The organism is Escherichia sp. MOD1-EC5495, assembly GCF_002965965.1.
Lineage (GTDB): Bacteria > Pseudomonadota > Gammaproteobacteria > Enterobacterales > Enterobacteriaceae > Escherichia > Escherichia ruysiae.
In genome coordinates, this window is sequence record NZ_PTRI01000002.1 from 74444 (window position 1) to 93233 (window position 18790).

Sequence of the window (18790 nt, forward strand, 5' to 3'; positions counted from 1 at the left end):
CGTTTACGCCGCATCCGGCACAAACGCCTGATGCGACGCTTGCGCGTCTTATCAGGCCTACAGATCTGTAGGTTTTCGTAGGCCGGATAACTTAAATCACACCCTGCGCCAGCATCGCATCGGCAACCTTCACAAAGCCTGCAATATTCGCGCCCTGCACGTAGTTGGTTTGCTCACCTTCACCACCGTGTTCAACACAAGCGTGGTGGATATCCAGCATAATATGGTGTAAACGCGCATCAACTTTCTCGGCTTTCCAGCCCAGACGCGCAGCGTTTTGCGCCATTTCCAGCCCCGATGTCGCAACGCCGCCAGCGTTGGCCGCTTTACCCGGTGCAAACAGTACACCTGCCTGCTGGAACAGTTCAGTCGCTTCGATGGTCGTTGGCATATTTGCCCCTTCCGCCACCGCTTTAACACCATTAGCGATAAGTTGGTGCGCGGCGTCTACATCCAGTTCGTTCTGGGTCGCGCATGGCAGGGCGATATCCACCGGCACAGACCACGGCTGTTGGCCTTCGAGATAGACCAGACCAAATTCTTTGGCGTAATCTGCCACGCGACCATCACGGCTGGATTTGATTTCGATAAGACGCGCCAGTTTCTCTTTCGTGAATCCACTTTCATCAACCACGGTGCCGCTGGAGTCTGATGCTGTAACCACGCGAGCACCAAATTCCATCGCTTTTTCGATAGCGTACTGGGCGACGTTGCCGGAGCCAGAAACGGAAACACGCATTCCTTCAAAACCCATACCGTGGCGTTTCAGCATCGCTTCCGTGAAATAAACCAGACCGTAACCGGTAGCTTCCGGGCGAATCAGACTGCCGCCAAAAGATAGCCCCTTGCCGGTGAAGACGCAGGCGGTATTGTTGGAGAGCTTTTTCATCATCCCCGCCATAAAGCCGACTTCACGCCCACCAACGCCGATATCGCCCGCCGGAACGTCGGTATCTGCACCCAGGTGACGGTACAGTTCGGTCATCAGCGCCTGGCAGAAACGCATCACTTCGCCTTCGCTTTTCCCTTTTGGATCGAAATCGCTGCCGCCTTTACCACCGCCCATCGGCAGGGTGGTCAGGGCATTTTTAAAGGTTTGCTCGAAGCCGAGGAATTTAAGAATGGAGAGGTTTACGGACGGATGGAAACGCATACCACCTTTATACGGACCGATGGCGGAGCTGAACTGGACACGCCAGGCGCGGTTAACTTGTACCTGATTGCGATCATCAACCCACACTACGCGAAACTGGATCACGCGCTCCGGTTCAACCAGGCGCTCCAGTAACGACATCTGGCGATATTTTGGATTTTGTTCAAGAAAAGGCCAGAGAGTGGTCATTACTTCACGAACGGCTTGCGCGAACTCGGTTTGATTCGGGTCGCGCTTTTGGACATGGTTGAGGAATGACTCCAGAGAATATGTCTGATCCATAGATATAAAACCCTTATATATTAATACGATTGTGCTTATGTTGTTTATGTCATGTGCTTTTGCAGTTTTCGACTATACCATCAAGAATGTGACGGTAAGCAAGTAAAAAATGACACCGGAAAGCAAATTAATAATGTGTGGTAGTTATAAAAGTCACCTAATGTCAGGTGCGTTTTATCAGACCTGGAAAACCGGGCGCATTTTCAAGAGTGATCCGTCGGCTGAATAAGGCGTTCACGCCGCATCCGGCAACCAGACGCTAAAGTTTTCCCGCCTGGTTACCGTTATCAGAACCAGAGGCAACGAAAAATAAGGAGTTTCCTGTGAGTCGAGCATTACTCGCCGTAGCGTTGGTATTTCCATTATTTGCGCTGGCTAACCCGCAATATCGTCCGGATGTGGAAGTGAATGTGCCGCCGGAGGTGTTTAGTTCTGGCGGGAAATCGGCGCAGCCCTGTAACCAGTGCTGCGTTTATCAGGATCAAAATTATTCGGAGGGCGCAGTGATTAAAGCGGAGGGGATACTGCTGCAATGCCAGCGGGATGACAAAACCATTAGCACCAATCCGCTGGTCTGGCGGCGCGTAAAGCCATAAACGCATGAAGTAGTGGAATATCAGCAGGAGCCAGCGGATATTGCAATGCTTCCTCTGGCAGACACCAGACCAGCGCCTGATGTTCGTGTGCCTGTAACGTACCGTGGAAGTCCGGTACGTGCCAGGCATGAAGATGGATAATCCGGCCAGACACTTCCCGCTGATGGCTGGCAACATATTCACCAACCGTTGCGTCAATGCCCAGTTCTTCGCGCAATTCCCGTACCAGCGCCTGTGGCTGACTTTCATCCGGTTCGACTTTGCCACCGGCAAACTCCCATAACCCCGCCTGATCGCTATGGGCGGGGCGTTGTGCGAGTAAAATTTTGCCATCCCGTTCGATAATGGCGGCAACCACTTCAATCATTTTCATAAATTACCCACGGGCAGATAAGCGAAAAATGCCATAATATCCGCACTGTTGCCCGATCAGAAGGGCTTTATATTTAAGGAGTGCCCGTGTTAGACCGCCATCTTCATCCGCGAATTAAACCGTTGTTGCATCAGTGCGTGCGGGTTCTTGATAGACCCGGTATAACGCCAGATGGTTTAACTTTAGTGGGGTTTGCCATCGGTGTGCTGGCATTGCCGTTTCTGGCACTGGGATGGTATCTGGCGGCGCTGATTGCTATTTTGCTGAACAGGTTGCTTGATGGTTTGGACGGCGCACTGGCGAGGCGCAGAGGGTTAACTGACGCAGGCGGTTTTCTTGATATTTCTCTCGATTTCCTCTTTTACGCGCTGGTGCCGTTCGGGTTTATTCTCGCTGCACCAGAACAAAACGCGCTGGCGGGAGGCTGGCTGTTGTTTGCGTTTATCGGCACGGGCAGCAGTTTTCTCGCGTTTGCTGCGCTGGCGGCGAAGCACCAGATTGATAACCCCGGCTATGCACATAAATCTTTTTACTATCTGGGGGGATTAACCGAAGGCAGCGAGACGATTTTGCTGTTTGTTCTGAGTTGCCTCTTTCCGGCCTATTTCCCGTGGTTGGCGTGGGTATTTGGCGCGCTGTGCTGGATGACAACATTTACGCGAGTGTGGAGTGGCTATCTGACGCTGAAGTCGCTTCAGCGTCAGTAATTGCCGTGTTATTTGCTACTGTCCGGAGCGCGTTCACCGGTTGCTACCGGATTTTTCGGATCGCTGCTCCATTCATACCAGCCGCCGTCGTAAACGGAGACATTCTTCCAGCCCATTGCGCGCGCATACATAAAGGTTTCTGAGGCGCGCCAGCCGGTGCCGCAATAGAACGAGACTTGTTGATCTGGTTTGATATTCCATGCTTTCCACATAGCGGTAATATCATCGGCGCTACGCATGGTGCCATCCGGGTTATGGAAATCTTCCATATGCGTCGAGTCGCTACCAGCGTGTCCCCAACGTGCTCCGGCTATTTCACCTTTTGGCTTGATGTAGCTGTAACCGCTGGTCGTACCGATAAATTCTGGCCACGAACGAATGCTTACCAGTGAAGCATCCTGACGATGCAGTAGTCCACGTGCCTGCTCCATATCGAGCATCAGTTGCGGTTGCGCCGGGATCTTCACGCCGAAGTCAGGTTCCGGTTTCACTTTCGGTGGCGTACCGCGCTCAACGGGCAGACCCGCATCGGACCAGGTTTGCCAGCCGCCGTCCAGCAGGCGCACATCTTTCACCCCTGCGTACAGCATAATCTGTGCCACGCGCGCTGCGGCGTAAACGTCTCGCCCGTACAGAATGACCGTGGTGTCATGGCGAATGCCGTGCTTTGCCAGCATCGCTTTCAGTTGCTCATCAGAAACTTTGTTCCACAGCGGTTCGCTTTCAACTTCGTTGGTATCGATGTAGTCAGCGTCGGGAATATGGCTGATAAGGTAAAACTTTGGTGCGCCCCAGGCTGCTTCAATGACTTTCCAGTCACCGGCAGGTTTTGCCGTAACCTCTTTACCTTGTTGCAGGTCATGCAGCCATTGCGGGTAAACCAGTTGCTCAAAGTGCGGCAGTTTTTGCAGGCGGGAAGGTTCGCTTAGCGCGTCACTCAGGATGGAGATATGCGTAAAGCCTGCTTTTTGCAGACGCGTTTTGACGGCTTCGACGTCTTTGTCATTACCGTATAACGCCACCGGCACATCGGCTTTCAGGTTATGTTGCTTGATCCACTCGTTGAGCTGTTCGGCGCTCATTTTGTCGAGCCAGCTTGCAGAAAGGTTTAAGGCGGCAGGTTCATGACCGGAAGGGCCATTTAAAGTTTGTGGCCAGCCGTTATAAAACGCGCTGGGGCGAGTATCTATCGCTTTGCCATTTTGTTGTTGAAGCTGGTCAAGAGTAAGAGGCTTCGCCAGTTCAGCGGCCCACGAAGAAGCGCAAGCCAGCCCTAAAGCCATTGCCAGCGCGGTCATTTGAGAAACACGTTTCATCGAAAATCCCGACATTGTAGTTTTGAGTGCGCCATTCTGAACTGGCGCATGAGGAAAAACTTTGCGTTATCGCAGTTTGTTGTAATTTTCTGACCACTGCATCATATCCAGAACCGGGCCACCAGCGGGAACATCCTGTAAATCGTGGGTTACCTGAACGACCGGGATCGCCAGGGCGCGAACTTCGCTAAACACCCACTGGCGAAAACTGTCGCGCAAAGCCACGTCAAGACGGCTGAATGGTTCATCGAGTAATAATGCTTTGGGTTGGGCGAGAAGGGCGCGTAGCAGAGCTACCCGTGCCCGCTGACCACCAGACAGAGTCGCAGGATCCTGATGGAAAGTATCACCAAGTCCCGCGCGCTCAAGCGCATCATTCACGGCATTGTGCCTTGCAACACCTTTGAGTGTCGCCGGTAGTGCCAGCAGTAAATTTTGCCCGACGCTGAACTGGTCAAATAACAGCGCATCCTGGAAAAGAATGCCAATCTGGCGCTGTGCGGTCGGCAGCATGTCGATCCGCTGCTCATTGAGCCATAGCTCACCTGTACAAGAAAACTGCCCGGACAGCGCGCCAATCATCCAGGAAAACAGCGTGGATTTACCACAGCCTGATGGCCCCATTAACGTGACAATGTCACCTTTGGTGGCCGTAAAGTTGACGTTCTTTAGTAAGCAGGTTCCTGGCAAACGTAGCGAAACATCTTTCACGCAGAGCATTAGCGGAGTCCTTGTCTGACATAACCTACCCATTTTGCAAGCAGGGCGGTCAGGGCAAAAATAATAAGCGGTAACAGCAGTTGCCATAAAGCCTGGGCGGCGAGGATACCGTTGCTGCCGCCGCTACTTAACGCCACCGCTTCTGTCGTCAGCGTCGGGAAACGTCCCGCACCGAGCCACAGCGTCGGCATATATTGCGCAATACTCACTGAAAATCCGACAGCGAACGCAATTAGCGCGGGGCGTAGCATAAGCGGGAATTTCACATAACAGAATATTTTGGCTTGTGACCAGCCCAGCGTTTGTGCAATCAAAATTAATCGCGAGTCGATGCGCCGCCAGGCGGGTTGCAGGATAAACAGCATCCACGGCATCACCCACAGCAGATGCCCCCAGATCACCGCCGTCCAGCTACCATCCAGGTTGAGCCATAACGCCAGCGTGTATTGACCTGCCACTAATGGCAGTGCCGGTAATAAAATGGGCATCCATAACCATAGCTGGCGACGCTTTGGCCCCCATTCCAGCCACAGCAGTAACAGGATCAACGCGATGAATGTCGCGACCAGAGCCATAGTCAGGCTATTGAGTAGCGCCTCAAGATTGATCGTCGATTGATCCGCGAGGATCGCCAGCAGAACCACACAGAGCACCCCCGTTAATGGTAATAACCTCGCCAGCGTATAGCCGGGCAGTAAAGCCGTGGCTGGTTTGCGAACGCCATCTTCGCGGGGAATGGTGTTCCTCCAGGCGCGCCATAACAGATAGCCCAGCAAAACACAGGTGGCGAGTAACGCCATCAGCAGCAGGCTGGCGAGCGCGCCTTTAATCTGTTGATCTGTATCGCCCTGAGTTAACCACTGCCAGCTAATTACTGCCAGAGTCGGTGGATTACCTGGCCCAAGGATAATTGCTACATCCACGACCGACAGCGTCCATGCGACAATCGCCAGCATCGCCATTGCCAGAGCAGGAGCGACGGAGGGCAACAGCAGCCAGTTCAGGCATTGCCAGCGGCTGTAGCCCAGTGAATCCATCACTATAACCTGCTGTAGCAGCCGTTTTTCACTTAGCACGGCTGACAAGATCCACAGCAGAAATGCGCTTTCTTTCAGCGCCAGAGTGAAACCCAGCCCAATACCTAATTTGTCCATTGGCGGAGTGAAATACGGGAAATAGTCGTAAAGCAGGCCGCCGTCAGCAAAGAGTAGAAGGGCGCTGGTGGCAAAAGCCACGTGGGGAATGGCGAGCAGCCACGGCAGACGGGCGCACAGATGCAGCCATTTTGCGCCAGGCCACAGCGCCACAATCACCAGCAGGGCAATCAACAACGCTCCGACCGCCGCGATAGTCGTCGAAACCAGCGTCGCCAGTAATGCCTGTGGTAACTGCGGGTCGGCAAATAACGCCTGCCAGTGCGTCAGCGACAAGGCAGGCGCTATCAGCGTGAAAGCTGCCGGGATTAGCGGTGCGTAAATCACCGCCACCATCGCCCACAGCAGAAAGATTAATGCGTACCGTAACGGCGTAGCCATTCTTGTTCCAGCGCATTTACCCAGCTTGCATGTGGTTCCGCCAGTACCGGCGGCAGATTCTGCGGCATTCTTGATTGCAATGTTTCACGCTGCGTGTCAGGCAGTTTCTGTGGATCGAGAACCGAAGGATCGCCCCAGACAGCGGGATCCGCTTTACGCAGTTGCGCATCGGGTGAGAGCAGGAAGTTGGCGACAACCTTCGCCGCAGCACTGGCATTCGCATTGGCTGGAATGGTGACGAAATGGACGTTGCCAAGCATCCCCTCGCTAAAGCCGAAGCTGTAACTGCTTGCTGGCAAATCACCGCTGGCTATTTTTTGTTGTGCATGAGCGGGGTTAAAGGTTAGCGACAGGCGCAATGTACCGGCTTTTAGCAGGGCATCCATCCGTGCAGGCGAGGGCGGAAAATCCTTTCCTTCGCGCCACAAATACGGATGCAGTGCATCAAGATATTGCCACAAGGGCGCAGTGATACGGGCGAAAGTCGCATCGTCCGGCGCTGCTTTTAATGCGGCGGGGTCTGGCGTCAGCATAATCAGCAACTGTTCCAGAAACGCCGTGCCTGTGAAGTCTGGTGGGCGCGGATAAGTAACCGTGCCGGGATTGGCTTTGGCAAACTCCAGCAACGCTTGCGGCGTTTGTGGTGGCTGTGGCGTAACATCGCGGCGGGCGATAAACGTCAGTTGTGCGCCCCCCCAGGGCGATTCCGCGCCTTCGGTCGGCACAGAAAAATCTTCTCGTACCGGCAGTTGCGTATCGACGTAACGCCAGTTGGGTAGAGCCTCCGCCCAGCCGGTTTGTAATAAATTGGCCTCTTTTAAGGTGCGGAAGTTTTCACCATTTACCCACAGAAGATCCACCGAACCGCCTGTTTTGCGCCCGGCAGCGGCCTCTGTCTGAATGCGTTTTACTGCGTCTGCGGCATCCGCCAGGCGGACAATCTTCAGGTTTATATCGTAATGGGTTTTCATCTCGCCGCTAACCCAGTCGAGATAGCGGTTAATTGCCGTATCGCCGCCCCAGGCGTTAAACCAGACGGTTTGCCCTTTGGCGTCGTTTTTGATTTCCTGCCAGTCACTGGCATGTGTTGCCAAAGAAAACAGCGATAACAATCCCAGCAACCACACACAATGGCGCATCATCTCTCCTTAAGAACGTTTTTCAGGAAGTCGGCACAGCCCCTGAGCGGGAATGTCCATGGCAGAATTAAAACGGGCTGACAGATTTTGCAGGCCGATCAATGCTGTCAGCTCGGTGAGTGCCTGAGCGTCAAAATGGGCAGCCAGTCGGGTACGCAGGGCATCATCGACCGTTGGCGGTGTGACGCTCGCGGCTTCGGCGTATTCCAGCGCCAGCCGCTCCTCATCGCTGAACAGCGGGCTTTGCCGCCAGTCAGCTACCGCCAGCAGTTTGTCAGTGCTACCGGTACGCTCCGCGACTTTCATACTGGTGATATCCACACAAAACTCACACAGACACATTTGTGCAATGCGTGCGCTGACAAGCGATCGCACCACCGGATCGAGCGGTGAATGTTTGCGCTCCAGCCAGCCGACAAACATCGACACCAGATAAAAGATAAACGGAATTCGCCCCCACCAGCGAATTGGGCTTAGCACCTCGCCATAATGGCGACGATGCAGCCACGCCTGCGGACGTAAAATCAAAGGAATTTTGCTAAGCGGCGGTAAACCCATCAGGCATTCCTCTTCTGGCGTTCAAGCCATATTTTTTTCGCCATAAAAATCACCACGGTCAGGGCAAACAGGATAAACAGTCCGGTGACAAACCAGAATGTGCCGCCCGTTAACATGCTGCCCGCCCAGGAATAGACGATGGTTGCGGGTAGCTGACCAAGCCCGGTGGCGATAAAAAACGAGCGAAAACGTATTGAAGTCAATCCGGCAGCATAGCTGATAGGATCGAAAGGGACAAAAGGCAATAACCGACATACCAGGATGGTGTGTTTGCCGTAGCGGGTAAAAAAGCCGTCCATGCTGTTAAGCACGGTTTTACCGGTTAACTTTTCCACTACTTCGCGACCCATCACTCTGGCGATAAAAAAGCACAGCGCCGCACCCGCCATCGAACTGGTCCACGACAGCAAGCCGCCCCAGAATGCGCCAAACAGCGACGCATTGGCAAAGGTTATCAAAAACGCAGGCAGCGGCGCGGCAATGGCCTGTAAGATCATCAGGAAGAACGAGACCACAGCCGCCTGTGTGCCGTAAGACTGAATAAAACGTTCTATACCCTGTTGATCCACGGCGGCAAATGCCGCAACGCTGCGATTGATAAACTCATGGACGCCGGGAAGCAGCGCCCATGCCAGCAGCACAGCGAACAACAGGATGATGATGGTGGCACGGTAGTACCAGATTTTACGCGATTGCATTTTCATCATCCTTTATCCTGGTTTTATTCGGCAATTTTAAAGGTAACCGTTGCCAGCGTGTTATCTGCCGGGAGAACCGACGCATTACCTTTGAATTGCACTTCACCGCGTTTTTCCACGGCCCCATAAGTGTATGTCGCATTGCTGACGATACCGACTGGACAGCTATCGAGACACACCAGACAGCCAGTTTTCTTCTCTTCTGCCGCCGCTAAATTACCGCCAAAGCGCATGTCCAGTTTCTTGCCATTGCTATCGACAATCACCTCATCGAAGGAATACGCTTTTGCCGCCCCTTGCCAGTTGACCGAAATATCCAGTTTGCTGCCCGCCACATGGGTCGTTTCTTTATTATCCATCGTCATGTTTTCGCCCGGCGTGCCACCGGCTTGTTTCAGGGCTTCATAAAATGCTTTCGGGGTCGCATAACCCATAAACAGCGATTTATGTCCGTTGGAGCCATCTTTAAACACAATGCCGTGGCGGGTATCGTCTGTCAGAAAACGACCATTAATTTGCACTAACATGGTGACCGTATGGTTATTGGCATCGACACGCAGTGGCTGGCTGGCGGAAAGCCCGTCGTATTCCACTTTTGCCACCGTATTTTCTTTTTGATCGCAGCCACTAAGCCCTGCGGTTGCCAGTAAACACAGTGCAGCCAGTCCTTTTTTCCATGACGCTGAATAATGTTGCAACATCGTTCTATCCTTCATTTTTGGGGTGAGTAAGTGGGCTGCGGCGTGAAGCAGACAGATCCACATGTTTGTGTCGGGCGTAGAGTCTGGCGAACTGAACGAGAATAAACAGCGCCAGTCCTGCCAGACAGAGTTTTAAAATAAAGCGCAGCGTAATGCCCTCACTGGCGAGATCGCTTGCCATTACGGTATAAATAACTATTCCGGGCAGAGTAGTTAATGCCGAAATAAGGGTATAAGGCCAGAAGGCGATGGCGGTTAATCCATAAGCATAATTTTGAATATTGTAAGGAAATAGCGGGATTAAGCGGGTCAAAATAAGAAAATCGATACCGTTACGCGTAATACCTTTTTCTATGGCCTGAAAAGTGTGGCTATGACCAACGTATTTCAGCAGTAAATCACGTCCCAGCCAGCGTGCCAAAAGGAAGGAGCATGACGAGGCCAGCGTGGCGGCAATTAATGAAAGAAACGTCCCTAAGAGCGGGCCAAAGACTATTCCTCCGGCGATCACCAGTATGCTACCCGGTAACAGAAAGAGAGTGGCGATGATGAATAACAGAATATAGAGGCTATAACCGAAAAATCCGCTCTGGCGAATAAGCGCCTGTAAGTGAGGTAAATCGGTGAGCAGATCGAATAAACCGAAAGTGTGGATAGCGTAAATGACCAGCGCAAAAATAAGACAGGCAAAAAGAAATTTACGCTCAGCGTTCATCGTGGAGTTTCCTATATCAAACTTGATAATAGAGAAGTGGTCAGACAACTAAAAACGCAGTGACGGTATAACAAAGGACGGCGGGCAACAAATCATTACTGACAGTTTGTTGATTTTTCTCAAGGTTAATTCTCCTGACCCAGAGTGAGCCAGGAGAACAGAGAAATTAGCGGCGGAAGGTCGCCCACACTGGGGCGTGATCGGACGGTTTTTCCATGCTGCGAATTTCATAGTCGATGCCGGTTTCTACGCAACATTCTGCCAGCGGTTGGCTGGCGAGAAGCAGGTCGATGCGCAGACCACGGTTATCGTCAAAACCTTTTGAGCGGTAATCAAACCACGAGAAACGATCTGCCGTTTCCGGGTTCGCATGGCGGAAAGTATCCACCAGACCCCAGTTAATCAGTCTCTCCATCCATTCGCGTTCTTCTGGCAGGAAAGAACATTTACCAGTACGCAGCCAGCGTTTGCGGTTCTCTTCTCCAATGCCGATATCGAGGTCTGTAGGGCTGATATTCATATCGCCCATAATCAGCACCGGATTCTCACGCTTGAGTTCGGTTTCCAGGTAGTTTTGCAGGTTCTGGTAAAACTGCGCTTTCGCCGGGAATTTAATCGGATGGTCGCGGCTTTCACCCTGCGGAAAGTAGCCGTTGATCACGGTGACATTGCCCAGCGGCGAGGGAATTTCCGCCATAATAATTCGTCGTTGAGCCTCTTCGCCATCACCGGGGAAGCCGCGACGCACAGCAATCGGCGTCTCTTTGGTCAGCAGCGCCACGCCATAATGGCCTTTCTGCCCGTGATAAAAGACGTTGTAGCCAAGCTTTGCTACTTGTTCGAGCGGAAACATATCATCATGAACTTTTGTCTCCTGCAAACCAATCACATCCGGTTGGTGCTTTTCGACGATGGCTTCAAGCTGGTGTGGTCTGGCGCGCAGACCGTTGATATTAAAAGAGACAAATTTCATAGTCGCTGCCATTTATTCAGATAAAGAGTGCGTGGATGTTAGCAGAAATTCGCCGTGCTTACTGCCTGTTGTTAAGTGATTTGATCGATGGTTGTTAATGATGCCAACGATGGCGCAAAAAATGCCCGTTTTTGGTGCGACTGCGTCAGAACGGTGCAGTAATTTCCAGTAAATTTCGTCAACGATCACAATTCCAGAATTATATTTTACTTCTGCATAACATTTCGTTTTTTATTCTTTTTATTCATCAGTATCGCAAACGTATTCACTTTATATGCACTTCAGGTGCATATCGCTGGGTTGTAACGCCTTGATTTCCAGTTAACTGCCGCCGTTTATGCACTTTTACCACTGGCTGGCACGAACCCTGCAATCTACATTTACAGCGTAAACATCACTTATTATTAACATATAAATAACTATTTATTTACTGTAGGGGCCGCTATGTCTCAGCTAATTACGCGTGAAAACTTTGATGAATGGATGATACCTGTTTACGCTCCGGCACCGTTTATTCCGGTACGTGGCGAAGGTTCGCGCTTGTGGGATCAGCAGGGGAAAGAGTATATCGACTTCGCGGGTGGCATTGCAGTGAACGCACTAGGTCATGCGCATCCGGAACTGCGGGAGACGCTGAACGAGCAGGCGAGTAAGTTCTGGCATACCGGTAATGGTTACACCAACGAGCCAGTATTACGGCTGGCGAAAAAGCTCATTGACGCGACGTTTGCCGATCGCGTGTTCTTCTGTAACTCCGGCGCGGAAGCCAACGAAGCGGCGTTGAAACTGGCGCGCAAATACGCTCACGACCGCTACGGTAGCCATAAGAGCGGCATCGTGGCGTTTAAAAATGCTTTCCACGGGCGCACGCTGTTTACCGTTAGTGCCGGCGGGCAGCCAGCCTATTCACAGGATTTCGCGCCACTGCCGCCGGATATCCGCCATGCCGCGTATAACGATATTAATTCTGCCAGTGCGCTGATTGACGACTCCACCTGCGCGGTGATTGTCGAGCCAGTACAGGGCGAAGGCGGCGTGGTGCCAGCCAGTAAGGCATTTTTGCAGGGATTGCGTGAGTTATGCGATCGCCACAATGCATTGCTGATTTTCGATGAGGTACAAACCGGCGTCGGGCGTACCGGTGAACTTTATGCCTATATGCACTACGGGGTGACGCCCGATCTGCTGACCACCGCTAAAGCTCTGGGCGGAGGTTTCCCGGTTGGTGCGCTGCTGGCAACCGAAGAGTGCGGTCGGGTGATGACCGTTGGCACTCACGGCACCACCTATGGTGGTAATCCGCTGGCCTCGGCGGTGGCGGGTAAAGTGCTTGATCTCATCAACACGCCAGAGATGCTTAATGGTGTCAAACAGCGTCACGACTGGTTTGTTGAGCGTCTTAATATCATTAATCATCGCTGCGGTTTGTTCAGTGAAATTCGCGGATTAGGTCTGTTGATTGGCTGTGTGCTGAATGCGGATTACGCCGGACAAGCGAAACAGATCTCTCAGGAGGCGGCGAAAGCAGGCGTGATGGTGCTGATTGCGGGTGGCAACGTGGTGCGTTTTGCGCCGGCGCTCAACGTCAGCGAAGAAGAGGTGACGACCGGACTGGATCGCTTTGCCGCTACTTGCGAACGCTTTGTTAGCCGGGGTTCATCATGATGGTCATCCGTCCCGTTGAGCGCACCGATGTCGCAGCCTTAATGCAGCTTGCAGGTAAAACGGGCGGCGGCCTGACGTCGCTCCCTGCCAATGAAGCCACGCTTTCGGCGCGTATCGACAGATCCATTAAAACCTGGCAGGGCGAATTACCCGAAAGCGAGCAGGGTTATGTGTTCGTGCTGGAAGAGAGCGAGACAGGCACCGTGGCGGGTATTTGCGCTATTGAGGTGGCTGTCGGGCTAAACGATCCCTGGTACAACTATCGCGTCGGTACGCTGGTTCACGCTTCGAAAGAGTTGAATGTCTATAACGCGCTACCGACGCTGTTTCTCAGTAATGATCACACCGGAAGCAGTGAGTTATGCACGCTGTTCCTCGACCCGGAGTGGCGCAAAGAGGGCAATGGCTATTTGCTGTCGAAATCGCGCTTTATGTTTATGGCGGCTTTTCGTGACAAGTTTAACGACAAAGTGGTCGCCGAAATGCGCGGGGTGATTGACGAACACGGCTATTCGCCGTTCTGGCAAAGCCTCGGTAAACGCTTCTTTTCGATGGATTTTAGCCGCGCTGATTTTCTCTGCGGTACTGGTCAAAAGGCGTTTATCGCTGAACTGATGCCAAAACATCCGATCTATACGGACTTTTTATCCCAGGAAGCGCAGGACGTTATCGGCCAGGTGCATCCGCAAACAGCCCCCGCGCGTGCGGTGCTGGAAAAAGAAGGTTTTCGCTACCGTAACTATATCGACATCTTCGACGGTGGGCCGACGCTGGAGTGCGACATCGACCGCGTTCGCGCCATCCGCAAAAGTCGGCTGGTGGAAGTCGCGGAAGGGCAGCCAGCGCAGGGGGATTTCCCGGCTTGTCTGGTCGCCAATGAAAATTATCACCATTTCCGCGTGGTACTGGTGCGTGCCGATCCGGCAACCCAGCGTTTGATTTTAACCGCCGCACAACTGGACGCTCTCAAGTGCCACGCCGGGGAGCTCGTTCGTCTGGTGCGCCTGTGCGCAGAGGAGAAAACAACATGACTTTATGGATCAACGGCGACTGGGTGACGGGGCAGGGCGAACTTCGCGTGAAGCATAATCCGGTATCGGGCGACGTATTATGGCAAGGCAATGATGCCGATGCCGCTCAGGTGGAGCTGGCTTGTCGTGCTGCTCGCGCCGCGTTTCCGCGTTGGGCGCGGCTCTCCTTTGGCGATCGTCAGGTAAGAGTTGAACGCTTTGCCGGACTGCTGGAAAGCAATAAAGCCGAATTAACGGCGATTATTGCCAGAGAAACAGGCAAACCGCGCTGGGAAGCGGCAACCGAAGTGACGGCAATGATTAATAAAATCGCTATTTCAATCAAGGCATATCACGTGCGCACGGGCGAGCAGCGCAGCGAAATGCCTGACGGTGCGGCGAGTTTGCGCCATCGCCCACACGGCGTACTGGCGGTGTTTGGACCGTACAATTTCCCAGGGCATTTGCCGAACGGGCATATCGTTCCGGCGCTGCTGGCAGGCAACACAATTATCTTTAAACCCAGCGAACTGACACCGTGGAGCGGCGAGGTGGTAATGCGCTTATGGCAGCAGGCTGGCTTGCCGCCGGGTGTGCTGAATCTGGTGCAGGGGGGGCGCGAAACGGGTCAGGTGCTGAGTGCGCTGGAAGATCTCGACGGTTTGCTGTTTACCGGTAGCGCCAACACTGGCTACCAGCTGCATCGCCAGCTCTCCGGTCAGCCGGAAAAAATCCTCGCCCTCGAAATGGGTGGCAATAACCCGCTGATTATTGATGACGTGGCGGATATCGACGCCGCTGTCCACCTGACTATTCAGTCAGCATTTGTCACTGCCGGGCAACGCTGCACTTGCGCCCGCCGTTTAATGCTTAAACGCGGGGCGCAGGGCGATGCGTTCCTTGCTCGCCTGGTTGCCGTCAGCCAGCGGTTAACGCCGGGTAACTGGGATGACGAACCACAGCCGTTTATTGGCGGGCTGATTTCTGAACAGGCCGCGCAGCAGGTTGTTACCGCCTGGCAGGAACTGGAAGCGATGGGCGGGCGAACCCTGCTTGCGCCACGTTTGCTGCGCGCAGGAACATCATTGCTGACGCCGGGGATCATTGAAATGTCAGGCGTTGTCGGTGTGCCGGATGAAGAAGTGTTTGGGCCGCTATTGCGCATCTGGCGTTATGACACCTTTGATGAGGCGATTAAGATGGCGAATAACACTCGCTTTGGCCTCTCTTGCGGGCTGGTGTCACCGGAGCGGGAAAAGTTCGATCGACTGTTACTGGAAGCGCGTGCGGGGATCGTCAACTGGAACAAACCGCTTACCGGCGCTGCCAGTACTGCACCATTCGGCGGCGTTGGCGCTTCCGGCAACCATCGCCCCAGCGCCTGGTATGCCGCAGATTATTGTGCCTGGCCGATGGCTAGCCTGGAGTCAGACACGTTAACGTTGCCTGCGACGCTTAACCCCGGTCTGGATTTCTCCGATGAGGTGGTGCCATGAACGCCCGGGAAGTGAATTTCGACGGGTTGGTGGGGCTGACACATCATTACGCGGGCCTGTCGTTTGGTAATGAAGCCTCTACCCGTCACCGTTTTCAGGTCTCTAATCCGCGACTGGCGGCAAAACAGGGTTTACTGAAAATGAAAGCCCTTGCTGATGCGGGATTCCCGCAGGCGGTGATGCCGCCGCACGAGCGACCGTTTATCCCGGTTTTGCGTCAACTGGGATTCAACGGCAGCGATGAACACGTGCTGGAAAAGGTTGCCCGTCAGGCTGCGCACTGGCTTTCCAGCGTCAGTTCCGCTTCGCCAATGTGGGTAGCGAATGCAGCCACGGTAGCGCCATCCGCTGATACGCTGGATGGCAAAGTGCATCTGACCGTCGCCAACCTGAACAATAAATTTCACCGTTCGCTGGAAGCACCCGTCACCGAATCGCTGTTAAAAGCGATTTTTAATGATGAAGAGAAGTTCACCGTTCATTCTGCTTTGCCGCAGGTGGCGATGCTGGGGGATGAGGGGGCGGCAAATCACAATCGGCTCGGTGGTAACTATGGTGATCCGGGTATACAGGTTTTTGTCTATGGCCGAGAAGAGGGCAATGGCACTCGACCTTCCCGTTATCCGGCGCGGCAAACCCGCGAAGCCAGTGAGGCGGTCGCCAGGTTGAATCAGGTGAATCCGCAGCAGGTGATTTTCGCCCAGCAAAATCCGGACGTCATCGACCAGGGGGTTTTTCATAATGATGTCATTGCGGTGAGCAACCGCCAGGTGCTGTTTTGCCATCAGCAGGCGTTCGCCCGCCAGGCGCAGTTACTGGCAAACCTGCGCGCGCGGGTGAACGGTTTTATGGTGATAGAAGTTCCGGCGGCACAGGTTTCTGTAGCGGATGCTGTCTCGACTTATCTTTTTAACAGCCAGTTACTGAGCCGTGATGATGGTTCGATGGTGTTGGTGCTGCCACAGGAGTGTCGGGAACATGCTGGAGTATGGCGTTATCTCAATGAATTGCTTGCTGCCGATAACCCGATAAGCGAGCTGAAAGTTTTTGATTTACGCGAAAGCATGGCAAACGGCGGAGGCCCGGCGTGCCTGCGGTTACGTGTGGTGCTGACGGCAGAAGAATATCAGACGGTAAACCCGGCTGTGATGATGAATGATACCTTGTTTAATACGCTCCATGACTGGGTGGATCGCTACTATCGCGATCGTCTTACTGCCGCCGATCTTGCTGACCCGCAATTGCTGCGTGAAGGAAGGGAAGCTCTGGATGCACTGACTCGTTTACTGAATCTCGGTTCGGTTTACCCGTTTCAGCGGGAGGGAGGGGGTAATGGATAATTTTCTTGCCCTGACTTTAACGGGCAAAAAGCCAGCCATAACAGAGCGGGAAAACAACGGTGTCCGCTGGCGCTGGCTGGGCGACGGGCTGCTGGAACTGACGCCGTTAACGCCACCGCAGGGTGCGCTGGTGATTTCTGCGGGAATACACGGTAATGAAACCGCGCCGGTAGAAATGCTCGATGCTTTGCTTGGCGCGATTCTCCACGGCGAGATCCCTCTACGCTGGCGGCTGCTGGCGATCCTTGGAAATCCCCCGGCGCTGAAGCAAGGGACACGTTATTGCCATAGCGATATGAATCGAATGTTTGGCGGACGCTGGCAGCGATTTGCCGAAAGCGGCGAAACGTGCCGTGCGCGCGAACTGGAACAGTGTCTGGAAGATTTTTATGAACAGGGTAAAGAGTCTGTTCGCTGGCACCTTGATCTGCATACCGCGATTCGTGGTTCGTATCACCCACGGTTTGGTGTTTTACCGCAACGTAATATTCCCTGGGACGAAAACTTTCTGACATGGCTGGGTGCGGCAGGGCTGGAGGCATTGGTGTTTCACCAGGCGCCGGGGGGCACGTTTACCCATTGTAGTGCCGAACATTTCGGTGCACTGGCGTGTACGCTGGAACTTGGTAAAGCATTGCCATTTGGCAAAAACGATCTTCGCCAGTTTTCACCCACCGCCAGCGCGATTGCTGCGCTGTTATCTGGCGTGAGTGTCGGTACTGAGAGAACGTCGCCGCTACGCTATCGGGTCGTTTCGCAAATTACCCGCCACTCATCATCCTTCGAACTGCATATGGCAAGCGAGACGCTGAACTTCACGCCGTTTAAGAAAGGAACGTTGTTGGCGCAGGATGGTGAGGAACATTTTACTGTGACTCATGATGTTGAGTATGTGTTATTCCCTAATCCATTGGTGGCGACGGGATTACGTGCGGGATTAATGCTGGAAAAAATAACCTAATACTTGCCCGCAGAAATCATTCTGCGGGTATTTACTGGCTTTTTAATGAAATAATGCGGATTAATCCTGGTTATTTGCTTTATTTATCACCAGTCATCAGGTATAGTTCTTCATAATTCCTGCAAAATCAGTGTGTTGTAATATTTCATCATCACTCTCCATCAAATTTTCTTTTTTTCTCCATAATTGGCGCAAAAGTGTTTTTTACACTTTCATTGTTTTACCGTTGCTCTGATTAATTGACGCTAAAGTCAGTAAAGTTAATCTCGTCAACACGGCACGTTACTTAAGAAAGCCGTAATAAATAACTGAAAGGAAGGATATAGAATATGCGTAAATTAACTGCACTGTTTGTTGCCTCTACCCTGGCTTTTGGCGCGGCTAACCTGGCCCATGCCGCCGATACCACTACCGCAGCACCGGCTGACGCGAAGCCGATGATGCACCATAAAGGTAAATTCGGTCCGCATCACGACATGATGTTTAAAGATCTGAACCTGACCGACGCGCAGAAACAGCAGATTCGCGAAATCATGAAAGGCCAGCGTGACCAGATGAAACGCCCGCCGCTGGAAGAACGCCGCGCAATGCATGACATTATTGCCAGCGATACCTTCGACAAAGCGAAAGCTGAAGCGCAGATCGCAAAAATGGAAGAACAGCGCAAAGCTAACATGCTGGCGCACCTGGAAACCCAGAACAAGATTTACAACATCCTGACGCCGGAGCAGAAAAAGCAATTTAATGCTAATTTTGAGAAGCGTCTGACAGAACGCCCTGCGGCAAAAGGTAAAATGCCTGCAACTGCTGAATAATCTTTCAGCCTGACAACTTAAGACCGCCGGTCTTGTC

Annotated in this window: 19 protein-coding genes; 8 read left to right on the forward strand and 11 right to left on the reverse strand. The window is 53.0% G+C overall.

The annotated features are described in order from the left end of the window. Positions 1-91: 91 nt before the first annotated feature. Positions 92-1435, reverse strand: a complete 1344-nt coding sequence (gene gdhA, locus BEG40_RS01990; RefSeq protein WP_000373052.1) for an NADP-specific glutamate dehydrogenase — start codon at positions 1433-1435, stop codon at positions 92-94. Between the two features lie 323 nt (positions 1436-1758). Here gdhA and BEG40_RS01995 point away from each other — a divergent pair, with 323 nt between their 5' ends. Continuing rightward, a complete protein-coding gene (locus BEG40_RS01995; protein WP_000085251.1) occupies positions 1759-2031 on the forward strand; it encodes a YnjH family protein in 273 nt (90 codons plus the stop codon). On the opposite strand, the gene nudG is transcribed toward BEG40_RS01995, so the two are convergent. Beyond that, positions 1991-2404 (reverse strand): CTP pyrophosphohydrolase, encoded by a 414-nt coding sequence (gene nudG, locus BEG40_RS02000; protein ID WP_105284794.1) that lies wholly within the window; start codon positions 2402-2404, stop codon positions 1991-1993. The genes BEG40_RS01995 and nudG overlap by 41 nt on opposite strands. An 86-nt stretch (positions 2405-2490) precedes the next feature. Between nudG and BEG40_RS02005 the strand changes: the two genes are divergently transcribed. Beyond that, positions 2491-3111 carry a CDP-alcohol phosphatidyltransferase family protein gene (locus BEG40_RS02005; RefSeq protein WP_000886996.1) on the forward strand — a complete coding sequence of 207 codons (621 nt, stop codon included), beginning with the start codon at positions 2491-2493 and terminating at the stop codon, positions 3109-3111. An 8-nt stretch (positions 3112-3119) separates the two neighbouring features. On the opposite strand, the gene ynjE is transcribed toward BEG40_RS02005, so the two are convergent. From ynjE to xthA, 9 genes are all read right to left on the reverse strand, one after another. After that, positions 3120-4427, reverse strand: coding sequence for a thiosulfate sulfurtransferase YnjE (gene ynjE, locus BEG40_RS02010; RefSeq protein WP_105284795.1), 1308 nt, complete (start codon positions 4425-4427; stop codon positions 3120-3122). Between the two features lie 66 nt (positions 4428-4493). Then, positions 4494-5147, reverse strand: a complete 654-nt coding sequence (locus BEG40_RS02015; protein WP_105284796.1) for an ATP-binding cassette domain-containing protein — start codon at positions 5145-5147, stop codon at positions 4494-4496. Continuing rightward, entirely contained in the window at positions 5147-6682 is a 1536-nt protein-coding gene (locus BEG40_RS02020; RefSeq protein ID WP_105284797.1) for an ABC transporter permease family protein, read from the reverse strand. The genes BEG40_RS02015 and BEG40_RS02020 overlap by 1 nt, the downstream gene beginning before the upstream one ends. Beyond that, the gene (locus BEG40_RS02025; protein ID WP_105284798.1) at positions 6655-7821 is read right to left on the reverse strand and encodes an ABC transporter substrate-binding protein; all 1167 of its coding nucleotides are present in this window, start codon (positions 7819-7821) and stop codon (positions 6655-6657) included. Before BEG40_RS02025 ends, BEG40_RS02020 begins: the two co-directional genes overlap by 28 nt. 9 nt (positions 7822-7830) lie before the next feature. Next, positions 7831-8379: a carboxymuconolactone decarboxylase family protein gene (locus tag BEG40_RS02030; protein WP_000524094.1), complete on the reverse strand. Its 549-nt coding sequence runs from the start codon at positions 8377-8379 to the stop codon at positions 7831-7833. Next, positions 8379-9086: a TVP38/TMEM64 family protein gene (locus BEG40_RS02035; RefSeq protein WP_021550676.1), complete on the reverse strand. Its 708-nt coding sequence runs from the start codon at positions 9084-9086 to the stop codon at positions 8379-8381. The genes BEG40_RS02030 and BEG40_RS02035 overlap by 1 nt, the downstream gene beginning before the upstream one ends. Positions 9087-9100: 14 nt before the next feature. Further along, a complete protein-coding gene (gene ydjY / locus BEG40_RS02040) occupies positions 9101-9778 on the reverse strand; it encodes a lipoprotein YdjY (protein ID WP_000939194.1) in 678 nt (225 codons plus the stop codon). Positions 9779-9782: 4 nt separating this feature from the next. Continuing rightward, positions 9783-10493, reverse strand: a complete 711-nt coding sequence (locus tag BEG40_RS02045) for a TVP38/TMEM64 family protein (protein WP_010356792.1) — start codon at positions 10491-10493, stop codon at positions 9783-9785. A 166-nt stretch (positions 10494-10659) separates the two neighbouring features. Next, entirely contained in the window at positions 10660-11466 is an 807-nt protein-coding gene (gene xthA, locus BEG40_RS02050) for an exodeoxyribonuclease III (protein WP_021550678.1), read from the reverse strand. 444 nt (positions 11467-11910) lie between these two features. On the opposite strand from xthA, the gene astC reads away from it, so the two are divergent. The 6 genes from astC to spy all read left to right on the forward strand — a co-directional run bounded on the left by astC (position 11911) and on the right by spy (position 18753). Then, on the forward strand, positions 11911-13131 hold the full coding sequence (gene astC, locus BEG40_RS02055) for a succinylornithine/acetylornithine transaminase (protein ID WP_105284799.1): 1221 nt from the start codon (positions 11911-11913) through the stop codon (positions 13129-13131). Next, a complete protein-coding gene (gene astA / locus BEG40_RS02060) occupies positions 13128-14162 on the forward strand; it encodes an arginine N-succinyltransferase (RefSeq protein WP_105284800.1) in 1035 nt (344 codons plus the stop codon). The genes astC and astA overlap by 4 nt, the downstream gene beginning before the upstream one ends. Then, entirely contained in the window at positions 14159-15637 is a 1479-nt protein-coding gene (gene astD / locus BEG40_RS02065) for a succinylglutamate-semialdehyde dehydrogenase (protein WP_105284801.1), read from the forward strand. The genes astA and astD overlap by 4 nt, the downstream gene beginning before the upstream one ends. Next, positions 15634-16977 (forward strand): N-succinylarginine dihydrolase, encoded by a 1344-nt coding sequence (gene astB / locus BEG40_RS02070; RefSeq protein WP_105284802.1) that lies wholly within the window; start codon positions 15634-15636, stop codon positions 16975-16977. Before astD ends, astB begins: the two co-directional genes overlap by 4 nt. Further along, on the forward strand, positions 16970-17938 hold the full coding sequence (gene astE / locus BEG40_RS02075; protein WP_000368468.1) for a succinylglutamate desuccinylase: 969 nt from the start codon (positions 16970-16972) through the stop codon (positions 17936-17938). Before astB ends, astE begins: the two co-directional genes overlap by 8 nt. Before the next feature lie 329 nt (positions 17939-18267). Continuing rightward, positions 18268-18753 (forward strand): ATP-independent periplasmic protein-refolding chaperone Spy, encoded by a 486-nt coding sequence (gene spy, locus BEG40_RS02080; protein WP_001228965.1) that lies wholly within the window; start codon positions 18268-18270, stop codon positions 18751-18753. Positions 18754-18790 lie beyond the last annotated feature (37 nt).